Source organism: Streptomyces sp. NPDC087270 (genome assembly GCF_044744625.1).
GTDB lineage: Bacteria > Actinomycetota > Actinomycetes > Streptomycetales > Streptomycetaceae > Actinacidiphila.
Map to the genome: position 1 here is coordinate 39,142 of NZ_JBIUYR010000022.1, position 14,264 is coordinate 53,405.

General features: G+C 72.8%; 17 protein-coding genes. 12 read left to right on the forward strand and 5 right to left on the reverse strand.

The features are described 5' to 3' along the window. Nucleotides 1-223 precede the first annotated feature (223 nt). Together ACIPAE_RS33485 and ACIPAE_RS33490 are read right to left on the reverse strand one after the other, a co-directional pair. Entirely contained in the window at nt 224-1,246 is a 1,023-nt protein-coding gene (locus ACIPAE_RS33485; protein ID WP_329374073.1) for a LacI family DNA-binding transcriptional regulator, read from the reverse strand. A 43-nt stretch (nt 1,247-1,289) separates the two neighbouring features. Next, the gene (locus ACIPAE_RS33490; RefSeq protein ID WP_329366260.1) at nt 1,290-2,129 is read right to left on the reverse strand and encodes a response regulator transcription factor; all 840 of its coding nucleotides are present in this window, start codon (nt 2,127-2,129) and stop codon (nt 1,290-1,292) included. Between the two features lie 194 nt (nt 2,130-2,323). Between ACIPAE_RS33490 and ACIPAE_RS33495 the strand changes: the two genes are divergently transcribed. From ACIPAE_RS33495 to ACIPAE_RS33520, 6 genes are all read left to right on the forward strand, one after another. Beyond that, complete coding sequence (locus ACIPAE_RS33495) at nt 2,324-3,133, forward strand: alpha/beta fold hydrolase (protein WP_329366258.1); 810 nt, start codon at nt 2,324-2,326, stop codon at nt 3,131-3,133. 52 nt (nt 3,134-3,185) lie between these two features. Next, the gene (locus ACIPAE_RS33500) at nt 3,186-3,470 is read left to right on the forward strand and encodes a MoaD/ThiS family protein (RefSeq protein WP_328467496.1); all 285 of its coding nucleotides are present in this window, start codon (nt 3,186-3,188) and stop codon (nt 3,468-3,470) included. 1 nt (nt 3,471) lies between these two features. After that, the gene (locus tag ACIPAE_RS33505; RefSeq protein ID WP_402450463.1) at nt 3,472-5,154 is read left to right on the forward strand and encodes a hypothetical protein; all 1,683 of its coding nucleotides are present in this window, start codon (nt 3,472-3,474) and stop codon (nt 5,152-5,154) included. Nucleotides 5,155-5,265: 111 nt separating this feature from the next. Next, nucleotides 5,266-5,970, forward strand: a complete 705-nt coding sequence (locus tag ACIPAE_RS33510; protein WP_329366253.1) for a DUF2993 domain-containing protein — start codon at nt 5,266-5,268, stop codon at nt 5,968-5,970. 420 nt (nt 5,971-6,390) lie between these two features. Next, nucleotides 6,391-7,227, forward strand: coding sequence for a sulfurtransferase (locus tag ACIPAE_RS33515; protein WP_329366251.1), 837 nt, complete (start codon nt 6,391-6,393; stop codon nt 7,225-7,227). A gap of 38 nt (nt 7,228-7,265) precedes the next feature. Further along, nucleotides 7,266-7,556, forward strand: coding sequence for a DUF1416 domain-containing protein (locus ACIPAE_RS33520; protein WP_069466740.1), 291 nt, complete (start codon nt 7,266-7,268; stop codon nt 7,554-7,556). Nucleotides 7,557-7,645: 89 nt separating this feature from the next. On the opposite strand, the gene ACIPAE_RS33525 is transcribed toward ACIPAE_RS33520, so the two are convergent. From ACIPAE_RS33525 to ACIPAE_RS33535, 3 genes are all read right to left on the reverse strand, one after another. Then, entirely contained in the window at nt 7,646-7,999 is a 354-nt protein-coding gene (locus tag ACIPAE_RS33525) for a DUF3099 domain-containing protein (RefSeq protein ID WP_402450465.1), read from the reverse strand. Nucleotides 8,000-8,124: 125 nt separating this feature from the next. Further along, complete coding sequence (locus tag ACIPAE_RS33530) at nt 8,125-8,823, reverse strand: alpha/beta fold hydrolase (protein ID WP_402450468.1); 699 nt, start codon at nt 8,821-8,823, stop codon at nt 8,125-8,127. A 188-nt stretch (nt 8,824-9,011) separates the two neighbouring features. After that, nucleotides 9,012-9,374, reverse strand: coding sequence for a DsrE family protein (locus ACIPAE_RS33535; RefSeq protein WP_328467509.1), 363 nt, complete (start codon nt 9,372-9,374; stop codon nt 9,012-9,014). Nucleotides 9,375-9,501: 127 nt separating this feature from the next. Between ACIPAE_RS33535 and ACIPAE_RS33540 the strand changes: the two genes are divergently transcribed. From ACIPAE_RS33540 to ACIPAE_RS33565, 6 genes are all read left to right on the forward strand, one after another. After that, on the forward strand, nt 9,502-10,197 hold the full coding sequence (locus ACIPAE_RS33540; RefSeq protein WP_402450472.1) for a hypothetical protein: 696 nt from the start codon (nt 9,502-9,504) through the stop codon (nt 10,195-10,197). Nucleotides 10,198-10,227: 30 nt separating this feature from the next. Then, entirely contained in the window at nt 10,228-11,175 is a 948-nt protein-coding gene (locus ACIPAE_RS33545) for a hypothetical protein (RefSeq protein ID WP_366412549.1), read from the forward strand. An 89-nt stretch (nt 11,176-11,264) separates the two neighbouring features. Then, nucleotides 11,265-12,095, forward strand: a complete 831-nt coding sequence (locus ACIPAE_RS33550; protein ID WP_402450473.1) for a hypothetical protein — start codon at nt 11,265-11,267, stop codon at nt 12,093-12,095. Continuing rightward, nucleotides 12,095-13,024: a hypothetical protein gene (locus tag ACIPAE_RS33555; RefSeq protein WP_402450475.1), complete on the forward strand. Its 930-nt coding sequence runs from the start codon at nt 12,095-12,097 to the stop codon at nt 13,022-13,024. Before ACIPAE_RS33550 ends, ACIPAE_RS33555 begins: the two co-directional genes overlap by 1 nt. A gap of 222 nt (nt 13,025-13,246) precedes the next feature. Then, a complete protein-coding gene (locus ACIPAE_RS33560; protein WP_328467519.1) occupies nt 13,247-13,810 on the forward strand; it encodes an FABP family protein in 564 nt (187 codons plus the stop codon). A 19-nt stretch (nt 13,811-13,829) separates the two neighbouring features. Beyond that, complete coding sequence (locus ACIPAE_RS33565) at nt 13,830-14,264, forward strand: Fur family transcriptional regulator (RefSeq protein WP_402450477.1); 435 nt, start codon at nt 13,830-13,832, stop codon at nt 14,262-14,264.

The following is a 14,264-nucleotide window of genomic DNA, read 5'->3' on the forward strand; positions in this document are numbered from 1 at the left end:
GACTGTGTGCTCGGTTCATGAGAGCTTCCTGAGTGCACGCTGAGAAGCCCGACAGAAGTAGGTATGCCCGATATAAGGAAGAGCGGTCGGCGGTGCACGCGGCCCTTATCCGGCCCGTACGGACGTGGTGCGCGGGCCGGTTTTCAGGCCGGTTTCGAGGCTGCTCCACGGCCCTCGCGGCGGCCGGTCGCGGACCGCCCGCGCGGGCCGGTGCGCCGCGTGCTCAGGCGCAGCCGCACGAACCCCGGACGACCAGCCGGGACGGGAACTGCCGGACCCGCTCGCGGCGCGAACCGGGCACCCGCAGCGAGTCGTCGAGCACCGCGTCCACCGCGGCGCGGGCCATCGCCTGCCGGTCGGAGGCGACCGTGGTCAGCGGCGGGTCGGCGAGCGCGGCCTCCTTGACGTCGTCGAAGCCGGCCACCGCCAGCTTGCCGGGCACGTCGATCCGCAGCTCGCGGGCGGCCCGCAGCACGCCGATCGCCTGGTCGTCGGTCGCGCAGAAGATGGCCGGCGGCCGGTCCGGCCCGGCGAGCAGGCCGAGCGCGACCTGGTAGGCGTCGTAGCGGTTGTACGGCGCCTGGAAGAGCCGGCCCTCGGTGGGCTTCCCGGCCTCCGCCATGGCCCGCCGCCAGCCGACCACGTGGTCGGTGACGGGGTCGCCGACCTCCGGCGTGACCTCGGTGCCGCCGAGGCAGGCGACGTAGTCGTAGCCGTGCTCCAGCAGGTGCCGGGTGGCCAGTTGGGCGCCGCCGATGTCGTCGGTGACCACCGCGATGTCGTCGATCGCCTCGGGACGCTCGTGCAGCAGCACCACCCGGGCGTCCCAGGCGTCGATCTCTATGGCGGCGTTCTCGCTGGGACCCTGGCTGATCAGGATCAGCCCGGACACCCGCATGCCGAGGAAGGCCCGCAGGTAGTGCACCTCGCGGTCGTCGAGGTAGTCGGAGTTGCCGACCAGCACCATCTTTCCGCGCTCGGACGCGGCCTGTTCGACCGCGTGCGCCATCTCCGCGAAGAACGGCTGGCGCGCGTCCGGGACGATCAGCCCGATCAGGTCGGTACGGCGGCTGGCCATCGCCTGCGCGACCCGGTCCGGGCGGTAGCCGAGCTGCTTGATGGCCGCGAGCACGCGCTCGCGGGTGGCCGGGGCTACCGGCCGGGGTCCGTTGTTGATGACGTAGCTGACGACCGCGGTCGAGGTCCCCGCCAGCCTGGCCACATCGTCACGCGTCACCTTGGGCACGTCGCGCAGTCTACGCGTGTCCAACCTGCCGTCATATAAAAGTTCAGACGGTCTGCTCGGCCGAACTGCGCTTGTCCACATACTGGTCGGCGGACCGCTCGACCGAGCCCTCCGCCGGGTACCGGCGGCTTCCCTCGCGGTCGGGCTCCTCGGCGGTCCGGTCGCCCGCGCTCGCCTTGTCGGCCTTCTCGGTCCGGTCGCCCTTCTCGGGCTTCTCCGGCGTGACGAAGCGGTAGCCGACGTTGCGCACGGTGCCGATCAGCGACTCGTGCTCCACGCCGAGCTTGGCCCGCAGGCGTCGCACGTGCACGTCCACGGTGCGGGTGCCGCCGAAGTAGTCGTAGCCCCACACCTCCTGGAGCAACTGGGCGCGGGTGAAGACCCGGCCGGGGTGCTGCGCGAGGTACTTCAGCAGCTCGAACTCCTTGAAGGTCAGGTCGAGCACCCGGCCCTTGAGCTTCGCGCTGTACGTCGCCTCGTCGACCGACAGGTCGCCGTTGCGGATCTCCATCGGGCTGTCGTCGTTGCTGATCTGCTGGCGGCCCATGGCCAGCCGCAGCCGCGCCTCGACCTCGGCCGGGCCGGCGGTGTCCAGCAGCACGTCGTCGATGCCCCAGTCCGCCGTGACGGCGGCCAGGCCGCCTTCGGTGACCACCAGCATCAGCGGGCAGCCGGGGCCGGTGGAGCGCAGCAGCTGGCACAGGCTGCGCACCTGCGGCAGGTCCCGCCGGCCGTCGATCAGGATCACGTCGGCACCGGGGGTGTCGACCAGAGCCGGGCCCTCGGCGGGTGCCACGCGCACGCTGTGCAGCAGCAGACCGAGTGCGGGCAGCACTTCGGTGGAGGGTTGAAGGGCGTTGGTCAGAAGCAGGAGTGAACTCACCGGGCGCTCCCGTAGGTCGTCGTCCGGCCGCGGTACGCCGTCACGGACGAGGGCGGTGGTGCCAGGACACGTCTCACGACCTGTCTCAAAACCGAACCCTCCTCGATTTCCGCGAGGCGACACGCATGCCGGAAAGCACGAAAGGACCCGGGGGCGACATTGCCCAGGTCCTCTTCCAGGGAACAATAGCCCACATGGACAGCCCTGCCGAGAGCGACGACAGCCTTTCGCGTGTTTCGGTGGTCACTTCGAGTGGCCGCCGGGCGGTGTTGTTGACATCCGATCGGGTGCCCGTCGAGGCGGAGCACATCCCGGCACCGGCGGGTTCCGGCCGACTGGCGATCGTGGTCGCGCACGGCTTCACCGGCGCCCTGGAGCGGCCCGCGCTGCGCCGCGCGGCCGGGCGGCTGGCGGCCTACGGCGGCGTGGTGGCCTTCTCCTTCCGCGGCCACGGCGGCTCCGGCGGACGCTCCACGGTCGGCGACCGGGAAGTGCTCGACCTGGAAGCGGCGGTGCGCTGGGCACGGCAGTTGGGATACCCGGACGTGGCCACCGTCGGCTTCTCGATGGGCGGTTCGGTGGTGCTGCGGCACGCCGCGCTGTTCGGCGTGGACGCGGTGGTGTCGGTCAGCTCACCGGCCCGCTGGTACTACCGCGGCACCCCGCCGATGCGCCGGCTGCACTGGGTGGTGACCCGGCCGGTGGGGCGGCTGGTCTCGCGCTACGGACTGCACACCCGTGTCCACACCCGCGACTGGGACCCGGTGCCGCTCTCCCCGGTGCAGGCGGTGCCGCTGATCCCGCCGGCGCCGCTGCTGATCGTGCACGGCGACCGGGACGCGTACTTCCCGCTGGACCACCCGCGCTCGCTCGCCGAGGCGGCCGGTCCCGGCGGCGCGGAGCTGTGGATCGAACCCGGCTTCGGGCACGCGGAGAACGCGGCCGCGCCGGAACTGCTGGACCGGATCGGCACGTGGCTGACCGCCCGCTTTCCCGCGAGCTGACGCCGACGGGCCATGATGGACCCGCACGACGCACTGACCTGAGGACGGAGCGATGGCAGCACCTGACACGGCGGGGCCCGCGGCGGGCACGATCCGCTACTGGGCCGCGGCGAAGGCCGCCGCGGGCACGACGGAGGAGCCGTACCGCGCGGCGACCCTCGCCGACGCCCTGGCCGCGGCCCGCGCACGGCACGCCCGCGAACCGGAGTTCGCCCGGGTGCTGCTGCGCTGCTCCTTCCTGATCGACGGCACGCCCGTCGGCACCCGCGACCACTCCGCGGTCCCCCTGCCAGACGGCGGCACGGTGGAGGTCCTTCCGCCGTTCGCGGGAGGATGAGATGAACGACTTCCACGGCCCCGACGGGCCGCACGGCACCCCTGCCGCCGACGGCGCCCCCGGGCAGACGCCCCCCGGGCAGGCCCCGGCCGAGGGCTACCCCCAGCAGCCGGCCGACGGTCACGGGCAGCCCTACGGCCACTCCTACGGTTACGCGCCGCCGGCCCCCGGCGGCTGGAGCGACGGTGCCCCCGGCTACCCCGACGGCGCCCCCGGCCCGCAGGCATACGGCCCCGGTCCCGGCCAGGACGCCCACCCGCAGGCCGGGTACGACCCGTCCGGGTACGACCAGGGCGGATACGCCCGGCCCGGGTACGGCACCGGCTACGAGCAGGCCGGCCACGAGCAGACCGGTCACGGCCACGGCGGCTACGCGGAAGGCGGCTACACACAGGGCGGCTACGTCCAGCCCGGTTACGTACAGCCCGGCGCCCCGCCGGCAGGCGGCGGGCAGGGTGCGTACGCCGGACCGGGCGACCCCTACGGCGCGGCCGACCCTGGCCACTTCCACCCGCCCGCCGACGGGACCACCTACGTACCGGAGCCGATCGGCGTGCAGTTGCCCTCCGACGCGGAACCCGGCAACGGATTCGGGGGGCCCGCGGCCGGCGGCACGTGGAACGGTCAGGCGGCCGCCGGACAGGGGCAGGCGGCGCCGCCCGCCGCGGACACCTGGGCCGCGGCGCCCGCACCCGCGCCCGCCTGGGGCACCACCCCCGGCGGCGCCCCCGGATACGCGCCCGGCCAGGACGCCGGCTACGGGTCCGGCTACGGGCGGCAGCCCGCCCCCGCCCCCCGGCACGCCCCGGACGTACCCGTCGCCGCGGCCGCGCCCGCCGGGTACGCCCCGGCCGGAGACGAGCAGGAACCCGAACTGGAGCGGACCGCCGCGCTTCCCGTCATCGAACCTGAAGCAGCCGTGCCGCCGCACCGGACCGGCTCGCCGATCATCCCGCCCGGCATCCAGCCCGCCGGGCTGACCGCGGTGCTCGGCCTGCTCCTGGCCGGCGGGGCGGCGGTCGGCAAGCCCGCCCTCGCGGTGGTGCTGGTGCTGCTCCAGGCGGTCACCGCGGCCGGCTGGTTCCGGCTGAACGGCATGTGGCCCGCCCGGCAGGGCATCGTGCTGGCCTTCCTGTCCGGCGTCACCGTGGACATCGCGGTGCTCGCGGTCAGCGGCGGCCACGGCCCGGTCGCGCTGCTCGGCACCCTCGGGGTGTGGCTGCTGCTCGTCCTGGTGCTCCAACTGCGCCACCACGGCTCGGCCGACGAACGCCTCTCGTCGCTCACCGCGACCTCCGCCTCCACCCTGCTCACCGTGGTCGCGGGCGGCTACCTCCTCGCCGCCACCTCGCACGCGGGCAGCGACCCGGTCGTGGTCGGGGCGGTCGCGGTGGCCGCCGCCACGCTGGTGCGCGCGGTGCGGCTGCCGGGCGGGGAGCCCGTCTCGCTGGTCGCCGCGCTCGTGGTGGCCGCCGCGACCGGGGCGCTCACCGGCCCGGCCACCGGCTTCGGCTCGGGGCACTCGGTGCTGCTCGCCGCCGCGGCCGGCGCCTGCGCGCTGATCGGCCTGCGGGTGGCCAGTTACGACTGGCCGTCCCGTTTCGTGCACTTCACCGCCGGGGTCGCGCTGCCGCTGACCGCGGCCGCCCCGGTCGTCTACGCCCTCGGTGCCGCACTGACCTGATCACGAGCGTGAGATAAATGATCGGCCCGGCGGGAACCGTACGGGCCCCGCCGCCCGTCAGGCGTTGCGAGCGAGTCGAACGGTAGAACGGTCAACAGCCGGGGAGAACCCATGCGCGCGGCGCGAATAACACTGATCGTGGTCCTGGTCCTGGGCGCGATCTTCGTCGGGCTGGACCGGATCGCCGTGTACGTGGCCCAGAACAAGGCCGCCAGCCAGGCCCAGACCTCGGAGGGCCTGACCGACAAGCCGAAGGTGGGCATCAAGGGCTTCCCGTTCCTCACCCAGGCCCTGTCCGGCAAGCTGCACCACGTGACGATCAACGCCGACGGCGTCGCGGCGTCCAGCGGCGGCCAGAGCGTCCAGGTCGAGGACTTCCACGCCGACCTGTACGACGTGAAGCTCTCCAACGGCTACAGCGAGGCCAAGGCCGACCGCGCCACCGGCGAGGCGAAGATCAGCTACGAGGAACTGACGAAGGCCGCGCCGGACGGGATCACCGTCTCGTACCCGGGCGACGGCACCGACACCGTGCGGATCACCGGCTCCTACCTCGGCACCAACCTCAGCGTGCTGAGCAAGCTCAGCGTCGTGGACCCGAAGTCCGGGGCCGCGCCCAACACGATCCAGCTGCACGCCGAGGGGCTGCCGAAGGAGTTCACCGCGCTCGGGCTGGAGACCAAGCTCCGCAACCAGATCGACTTCACCCCCGAGCTGACCCACCTGCCCGCGGGGCTGGGCCTGACCTCGGTCACCACCGGTCCGGACGGCATCACCATCAAGTTCGGCGGGCATGGCGTGGTTCTCGCAGGCTGAGACGCCGCTGTCCACCACGGCGGCCTAGGCCGCCCCGGCACCCCTCGCGCACCGCTCGAACGCGCGCGCGAGGGGTGCCCGTGCGTGCGGCGCCCGCAGCTCGTCTTGTTATATGGACAGTCTCGTCTCGTCATGCGATACACCGGTGACACTTCGCGCTTTATTTCCCTACGATCGGGACTCATGAAGCGACAGGCGGACCTCACAAAGCGGCGGGCAGTGGACCTGTGCCGCGTGGCCGCCATGCTCTGTCGACTTTCCTGAAGGGCGCCCGCCCCGCCGCGAAGCCGCGGCCCCATGGCCCTCCGCGGCCGGCCCGCCGCCCTCCCCGCTGCCGCCAGGCACCCCCGACGCGCCCGCGCGCTTCGACGCAAGTGACCGCGCCACCGCACATTCCGTACTGCCCCGGAGGAGATCAGCATGAGCCGCAGTGACGTCCTCGTGGACGCCGACTGGGTCGAGGCCCACATCGACGACCCGAAGGTGGTCATCGTCGAGGTGGACGAGGACACCTCGGCCTACGAGAAGAACCACATCAAGAACGCGGTCCGCATCGACTGGAAGTCCGACCTCCAGGACCCGGTCCGCCGCGACTTCGTCGACCAGGCCGGCTTCGAGGCGCTGCTGTCGGCCAAGGGCATCGCCAACGACGACACCGTCGTGCTGTACGGCGGCAACAACAACTGGTTCGCGTCCTACGCGTACTGGTACTTCAAGCTCTACGGCCACGACGCGGTGAAGCTGCTCGACGGCGGCCGCAAGAAGTGGGAGCTGGACGCCCGCGAGCTGGTCGACGAGGTGCCCGAGCGCGCCGCGACGACGTACCAGGCCAAGGCCCAGGACACCTCGATCCGCGCCTACCGCGACGACGTGGTGGCCGCGATCGGCGCGCAGAACCTGGTCGACGTGCGTTCGCCCGACGAGTTCTCCGGGAAGCTGCTCGCCCCCGCGCACCTGCCGCAGGAGCAGTCGCAGCGCCCCGGCCACGTGCCGAGCGCGCGCAACATCCCGTGGTCGAAGAACGCCAACGACGACGGCACCTTCAAGTCGGACGACGAGCTGAAGGCGCTCTACGCCGAGGAGCAGGTCGACCTCGCCACGGACACCATCGCCTACTGCCGGATCGGCGAGCGCTCCGCGCTCACCTGGTTCGTGCTGCACGAGTTGCTCGGCGTGAGCAACGTCAAGAACTACGACGGCTCGTGGACCGAGTACGGGTCCCTGGTCGGCGTGCCGATCGAACTCGGCTCGAACTGACGTCGAGCAGGACCCAGACGAGGCGAGGACTGAACCTTATGTGTGGAGCGAAGGCCGGCGGCCCGGACCTGGCAGGAGTTGACGTGGCGAACGAGACGATCATCCAGGGGTCCGTGACCCGCGACGGCGAGCCGGTCAGCGGCTATGTGCGGCTGCTGGACGGCGGCGGCGAGTTCACGGCGGAGGTGCCGACCTCGGCCACCGGGCAGTTCCGCTTCTTCGCCGCCCCCGGCACCTGGACCCTGCGCGCCCTCGTCCCGGGCGCCACGGTCGACCGCACGGTGGTGGCCCAGCAGGGCGCCGCGGCAGAGGTCGCCATCGCCGTCTGACCCGGTCCCGGAAACCCGGACGGGCCGCACCCCGCGCAAGGGGGTGCGGCCCGTCCGCATGCTCTGAGCCGTGGGGCCGTGGGGCCGGGTCAGTCGCGGTGGCGCTTGCGGTTGCGGTTCCCCTCGTCCAACTCCGCCCACCACGCGTCCGACTGCGGGTCGCCGCAGCCGCCTCGCATCCGCTTGTCCGGCTCGGGCGCGGCCTCGTCGGCTTTCCGCTCGGCTTCCTTGCCGCCGCGTGGGCCCTTCTCGTCCCACCACCGGTCCTCGGGGCCTTTCCGGTTCGCCACGATCGCCGCGACGGGCGGGATCACCATGGCGAACAGGCACATGCCGATGGCCGCCTGCACCGACCAGAGGCGCACGACGGACCACGCCAGGACGAAGAGCACTACGCAGGTGCCCATCATGGCGAAATACCAGTGACGACGACGCGCGTACACACTTCAACGGTACGACCGGTACCCCCGAATGGCACCTGCCCGAACGGGTCGACGGGCCGGGGCCCAGCCGGGGCAGGGAAGGCACCGTACCCCCCGCGCGGCGCGTCGGCCGCGCATCGGGCGGCTCAGCCCGCGGCGGCGTCAAGCAGGATGCGGACCAGCTCGTCGGGCTGCGAGAACATCGGCCAGTGCCCGGTGTCCATCTCGACCAGTTCCCAGGTGTCGCCGGTGAGCAGCTCCGCGACGGTCCCGCTCGGCTCCGGCCAGTCCAGCAGGCACTTGACGTACGTCGCCGGCAGGGCTTCCAGCGGGCGGGGGAGCGCCGCCGGCTCGGTGAGGCTCGCACCCGGGTGGGGCGTGGCGCCGGCCAGCAGCCGGGCGGTCTGCTCGGGGGTGAGCCCCTGGCCGTCGAGGTCCTCCGGCCCGGGCGGCGCCCAGAAGCCGCCGCCCGCGGTGACCGCCTCGGCCACCTCGCCGCCGCCCGGGAAACTCGTCACGAACGACCCGCCCTCGACCGGCACGTTGGCGTCCACGAACACCACGCGGGTCAGCCGGTCCCCGATCCGCCCCGCGGCCTGGCCGACCGGGATGCCCGAGTAGCTGTGCCCGACCAGGACCACATCGCGCAGGTCGGCGTCCTCGACCGCGCTGACGATGTCCCGCACGTGGGCCTGCTGCCCGGCCGGCTCCTCGCCGCCGCGCTCCGCGACCCCGGTGAGCGTCAGCGGGTGGGCGCCGTGGCCCGCCGCCCGCAGCCGCTCCGCCACCTCGTCCCACGCCGACGAACCGAGCCAGGCGCCTGGCACCAGTACGAATTCCGTCATGCCCGCAACCTAGTGCCGTGACCGGAAAGGCGCTCCGGTTCGCGGCGCCCGGCACGCGGACCTTTCCGGCCACGGCACTGGCGGAGGGGGCCGACAACGGCCGTGCGGGCCGCGCTCCGGCCGTCATACGCCCAGGTCAGGCGGGGGCCGCACGGGGAGGCCGCACAGGGAAGCCGCGCGCCGGGGGTTCAGTAGACGAGCGCCTGCACGCCGTCCTTGGTGATCTCGCTGACGAACACCTGCGCGCCCGCGATCCGTACACCATCCATGACGTCGCGCTCGGTGATGTCACGGCGGGCCGCGCACTGCGTGCACAGGGTGACCTGGCCGCCGGCCAGCACGGCGTCGAGCAGGTCGGGCAGCGGCGCGGAGTGCGGGAGTTCGAACTCCGCGGCCCGCCCGGGCAGGGCGAACCACGCGGACTCGCCGGTGAGCCAGAGCGACACGTCCACCCCGCTGGCCACGGCGACCGCCGCCACGGTGAACGCCTGCGAGCACCGCTCGGGCGCGTCCGCGCCTGCCGTCACCTTGATCACGACTTTATTTGTCATACGAGCACCCTAAGCGGTGATATAAAGCAGATCCGCGTGGATCGTACGCGCGTACACATACGTGCCCGGGGGGGCTTGGGTGGGAATCAGGGACGGCAAAGGCCGTCGTGGGGGGCTTGCCGCCGCGGTGACCGGACTGGTCGCGCTGGCGGCGGTGACGGCCGGCGCGGTGATCGCGTTCGGCTCGTCCCCGGGGGGAGCGGACGCCGCCGCCACGCCCTCGGCCACGGCTTCGAGGACCGGCGCCGGCGCACCGTCCGGTTCCGCCTCCGCCTCGTCCCCCGCGCCGAGCGCGTCGCCCACGGCGAAGAAGCCCGCCGGACAGGTGGCGCACGGCACCCACACCGGCGACCTGCGGTACTTCCTGATCCCCCCGCCCGACGGCGCCGACGTCTACGGTGACCCGGCGGGCAGCGCCGACTCGGCCGCCGACGTGGCCGCGGGCTCGGCGGACGGCAGCCAGGCCGCGCGGGCTCTTTCCACCTACGGATTCCGCAACGCCGCGAGCCGTACGTATCTGACGGCCGACGGCGGGTCCGAGGTGTCCGTCGAACTGGTCCGCTTCCGCGGGCCGAGCCAGGCGGCGGCGTACTACTCCTCCTCCGGCTACCAGGCCACCACGCTTCCGCTGCAAGGGAGTTACCCCGCCCGCGGGTACGACCTGGCGTCCGGGTCGGCCGAGTCGTCGGACACGCTGCTGGCGATCTCCTACCAGGGTGACGTGCACATCACCATCTCGGTGACCGGTGGGAAGACGCCCTCCCGCGCCCTGCTGCAGCACCTGCTCGACGCGCAGTACCAGAGGCTGAGGACGGGTCGCTGACCCGCTCTCCCCATCCCGTGGAGTGACCCCTTGACGCAGGACACCCCTGTCCAGGAACCGGACCCCGTCCCGGTTCCGGAACAGGTTCCAGAACCCGTTCCCGTTCAGGACGCGGAGCCGATCGCGGCACCGGCCACGGAGCCGGTCGCAGAGTCTGCGGCGGAGCCGGCTGCCGAGTCCGCGGCGGAGCTCGTCGCAGAGTCTGCGGCGGAACCTGCCGCCGAGCCGCTCGCCGAACCCTTTCCGGGGCCCTTCCCCGAGCCCCCGACGTACAAGCCGCGGCGGCGCGGGCGGACCACGCTGCTGATCGCCGCGGCCGCGGTGCTCGGCGTGCTCGCGGGCGGCGGCCTCGGCTACCACATCCAGCAGAAGCGCTCGCCGACGCCGCTGCCGCCGCTCACCGGGCCGGTGCTCGCCCAGCCCAAGGGGGCCGGCCCGGCGGCGCCGAAGCTGCCCGCCGCCCAGGACGGCGGCCTGGTCTACCAGGGCGACCTGCTCAAGCTGCTCGTGCCGACGCCCAAGGGCGCCAAGGAGGAGACCCGGGACTGGGTGTCGCTGCTGGAGTACGCCGACGGCTACACCCACGCCGGGAGCATGTTCAGCACGTTCGCGAGCGAGTCCTTCCAGCGCAGCGTCGAGGCGGACTGGACCGACAAGCAGGGCGACTACTACGAGGTGCACCTCACGCAGTTCCGGGACGAGGGCTACGCCGGGACGCCGTCGCTCTTCCAGGACCAGCGGAACATCGCCGACAGCTCGCCGAACAGCGGCCCCGGGACGGACCTCGCGGGCGTCACGGACGGCAGGGCATGGGGTTCGGCGAAGCCGTACCAGGAGGCCGGATACCTGAGCGACTACCTCGCTCGCGGCCTCGGGCGGGTCGGCAACATCTACGTCGAGGTCTACATCGACTCGCTGCACCCGGTGAAGTCCGGGCGGATCAAGCCCATTCTCGAGAAGCAACTGGAGCGGCTGTGAGCGACGAGACCCCTCCGCGGAGACCGGAGGACCTTCCGGCCGCTGCCCCTGACCTGCCTCCGGCGGTACCCCCGGCCGAGCCTCCGGCCGTGTCCTCGGACGTAGCCGCCGGCACGCCGCCGGTGCCGATGCTCCCCGCGGCACCCCTGCTTCCGCCGGAGACGGCCGGGCCCGCTGCCGTACGGTCCAGGCGCGGGCTCGCGCTCGGGCTCGCCGCCGTGCTGGTCGCGGTCGTGGCGGGCGGCGGCGTCGGGTACGCCGTGCTGCACGGCAAGGACGGCAGGACGGACGCGAAGCCCGCCGCCACCCCGTGGACCGAGCCGACCCCGACCGCCACCAAGGCGTTCGGCACGCGGTCCGGCGGCAGCCACTACGGCAGCCCGCGACTGCTGCTCCTGCCGATTCCCGGCGGCTACCTGCCCGGCCCCGACGTGGACGAGTACGGCAACGACGTCGCGCTCGACGCCGAGCAGGCGCAGCGACTGGTCAAGGGCGACTCCCGGGACATGTCCGCGAAGGAGCGCAAGGAGCTGAACGAAGCGGTGGACAGCCTCCACATCGAGAGCGCGGGGATGCGGACCTACACCCAGACCGGCGGCGGGCTGGTGGTCCAGATACGCATCGTGCAGATGAGGAACAAGCAGGCGGCGAGGGCGGAGACCGACTACTTCACCGCCTTCACCAAGGCCATGGGCGTCTTCCGTACCGGCCCGAAGGTGAAGGGCTACCCGAAGGCGACCTGCGTCCTGCCGCCCGCCGAGCCGGGCGACGCCCTGGACGAGATGACCTGCCAGGCCACCGAGGGCGACCTGATGGTGACGATGACCGCCGACGGCCCGCGGCCGCTGGCGAAGTCCGACGCGGTCGACCTGCTGCGCGACCAGCTGGACCGGATCAAGGACCCGGGGATGACGGTCTGATGACGGAGACGACGACACCTGAGACGCCGGCCGAGACGGCAGCAGAGACGCCGGCCGAGCCGGCAGCAGATACCCCGGCCGAGCCGGCACCCGTGACGGCCGCCCCCCAACCGTCCGAACCGCCCGCGCCGCCCATGCCGCCCGTGCCGCCGCTCGCCCCGCCGTTCGCGCCGCGGCCGCCCAGGCGGAAGCTGCGGGCCGCGATCCGGTGGACCGCCGCCGTGCTGGTCTTCGCCGCGCTCGGCGGGGCGGCGACGTACGCCGTGACCCAGCCGGAGCGGACCGAGATCCCGGGGCTCAAGACACCCGACGACGGCCGCTGGGCGTATCCGCCGATCGCGCTGCCGAAGCTTCCCTCGGGCAGGCCGCGCCCGCTGGTCTCGGCCAACCCCTCCGGCGTGCACTACACCGACGAGCGGTCGCTCCTGCTGCCGCTGCCCGAACAGGCCGTGCCGGACCGCTCCTTCCCCGGCACGACCGGGTGGCTGCCGACCGCGGCCTACCAGAAGCGGTACGACTTCGGGCTCCCGGACGTCGCGCGCGACGCCGACCTCGCGCTGCGCGCCGACGCGGTGCGGCACATCGCCGCCCGCGCCTGGACCATGCCCGACGGCACCAGGACCGAGGTCTACCTGGTGCAGTTCCTCACCACCGGGTACCGCGTCGTCTACTTCGACGGCATGGCGGGCGTCTCGGTCAGGGGCGCTCTCGACACCGTCGAGGACCCCAAGGTGCAGTCCCCGTCGATCCCGCGGACGGTCGCCGTGACCGCCCAGGCCGAGCTGAAGTCGAGCGGGGACACCTCGACCCGTTTCGCGATGCTCAACGCGGGCGACACGTTCGCCCTGGTGGTGCAGACCCGCAAGGGCTCGCTGCCCGCGGTGCCCTTCCACCAGACGGTCCGCCTGCAGGCCCAGTTGCTGGGCTGAGCCGCCACGGGCGCGGCCTGGCCGCGCCCGTGGCAGGGCCGCGCACTAGACTTGCCCGCGGTTCGTGCCGTACCCGCGCGCGGACCTGCACCGTCTGCCGCCCGAGGAGCCCCTCCGTGGAAATCCAGTACTACTTCGACGCCCTGCTCGTCCTGGTCTGCCTGGGCGTCGCCGCGTTCGCGCTCTACGCGGTGAAGAAGCTGTACCAGGGCCAGCGCTGACATGATCGAGATCCCCTCCGACCTGCACCCGACACTGGTCCCGCTCGCCTTCCTGCTGGGGCGCTGGACCGGGGCGGGCGTGCACGACTTCCCCGGCGCCGAGAAGTGCAACTTCGGGCAGGAGGTCGCCTTCACCCACGACGGCCGGCCGTTCCTGGAGTACACCTCGCACACCTGGGTGCTGGACGAGGAGGGCCGCAAGGTCAGGCCGCTGGAGTCCGAGACCGGCTACTGGCGGATCGACGCCGAGCGCAAGGTGGACGTGACCACCACCCGCGACGAGGGCGTGGTCGAGATCTGGACCGGCGAGCTGGCCGACGGCAAGCCGCAGATCGACCTGGTCACGGACGCGGTGGCGCGGCTGCCGGTCGCCCCCGCGTACAGCGGCGGCAAGCGGCTCTACGGGTACGTCAACAGCGACCTGATGTGGGTCGGCGAGAAGGCCACCCCCGAGGTGCCGCTGCGCGCGTACATGTCGGCGCACCTGAAGAAGGTGGTGGACCCCAAGGAGTGGGCCGCCGATGTGAAGGACCTCCCCGACGACGGAATCGCCTTCTTCAAGTAGGCGTACCTACACTGGCCCTGTGGCGAGCACTGACTGGAAGAGCGATCTGCGGCAGCGCGGGTACCGGCTGACCCCGCAGCGCGAGCTTGTGCTGGAGGCCGTCGACGCCCTCGACCACGCGACGCCCGACGGCATCCTGTGCGAGGTGCGCAAGACCGCCTCCGGGATCAACATCTCCACGGTCTACCGGACCCTGGAGCTGCTGGAGGAACTGGGCCTGGTCAACCACGCCCACCTCGGCCACGGCGCCCCCACGTACCACCTCGCCGACCGGTACGACCACATGCACCTGGTCTGCCGGGACTGCGACCGGGTGACCGAGGCCGACGTGAGCTTCGCGGCCCCGCTCAAGGACGGGCTGCGCGCGGAGTTCGGCTTCGAGACGGACATGAAGCACTTCGCGATCTTCGGCCGCTGCCGGGACTGCGCCCGCAAGGCCGCGCGGGAAAGCTAG

What these genes read in the sequence shown, in the direction of transcription:
- ACIPAE_RS33555 (WP_402450475.1), top strand. Translation starts at nt 12,095, where the DNA reads ATGACGGAGACGACGACACCTGAGACGCCGGCCGAGACGGCAGCAGAG.
- ACIPAE_RS33530 (WP_402450468.1), bottom strand. Translation starts at nt 8,823, where the DNA reads ATGACGGAATTCGTACTGGTGCCAGGCGCCTGGCTCGGTTCGTCGGCG.
- ACIPAE_RS33535 (WP_328467509.1), bottom strand. Translation starts at nt 9,374, where the DNA reads ATGACAAATAAAGTCGTGATCAAGGTGACGGCAGGCGCGGACGCGCCC.
- ACIPAE_RS33495 (WP_329366258.1), top strand. Translation starts at nt 2,324, where the DNA reads ATGGACAGCCCTGCCGAGAGCGACGACAGCCTTTCGCGTGTTTCGGTG.
- ACIPAE_RS33505 (WP_402450463.1), top strand. Translation starts at nt 3,472, where the DNA reads ATGAACGACTTCCACGGCCCCGACGGGCCGCACGGCACCCCTGCCGCC.
- ACIPAE_RS33510 (WP_329366253.1), top strand. Translation starts at nt 5,266, where the DNA reads ATGCGCGCGGCGCGAATAACACTGATCGTGGTCCTGGTCCTGGGCGCG.
- ACIPAE_RS33560 (WP_328467519.1), top strand. Translation starts at nt 13,247, where the DNA reads ATGATCGAGATCCCCTCCGACCTGCACCCGACACTGGTCCCGCTCGCC.
- ACIPAE_RS33515 (WP_329366251.1), top strand. Translation starts at nt 6,391, where the DNA reads ATGAGCCGCAGTGACGTCCTCGTGGACGCCGACTGGGTCGAGGCCCAC.
- ACIPAE_RS33520 (WP_069466740.1), top strand. Translation starts at nt 7,266, where the DNA reads ATGTGTGGAGCGAAGGCCGGCGGCCCGGACCTGGCAGGAGTTGACGTG.
- ACIPAE_RS33500 (WP_328467496.1), top strand. Translation starts at nt 3,186, where the DNA reads ATGGCAGCACCTGACACGGCGGGGCCCGCGGCGGGCACGATCCGCTAC.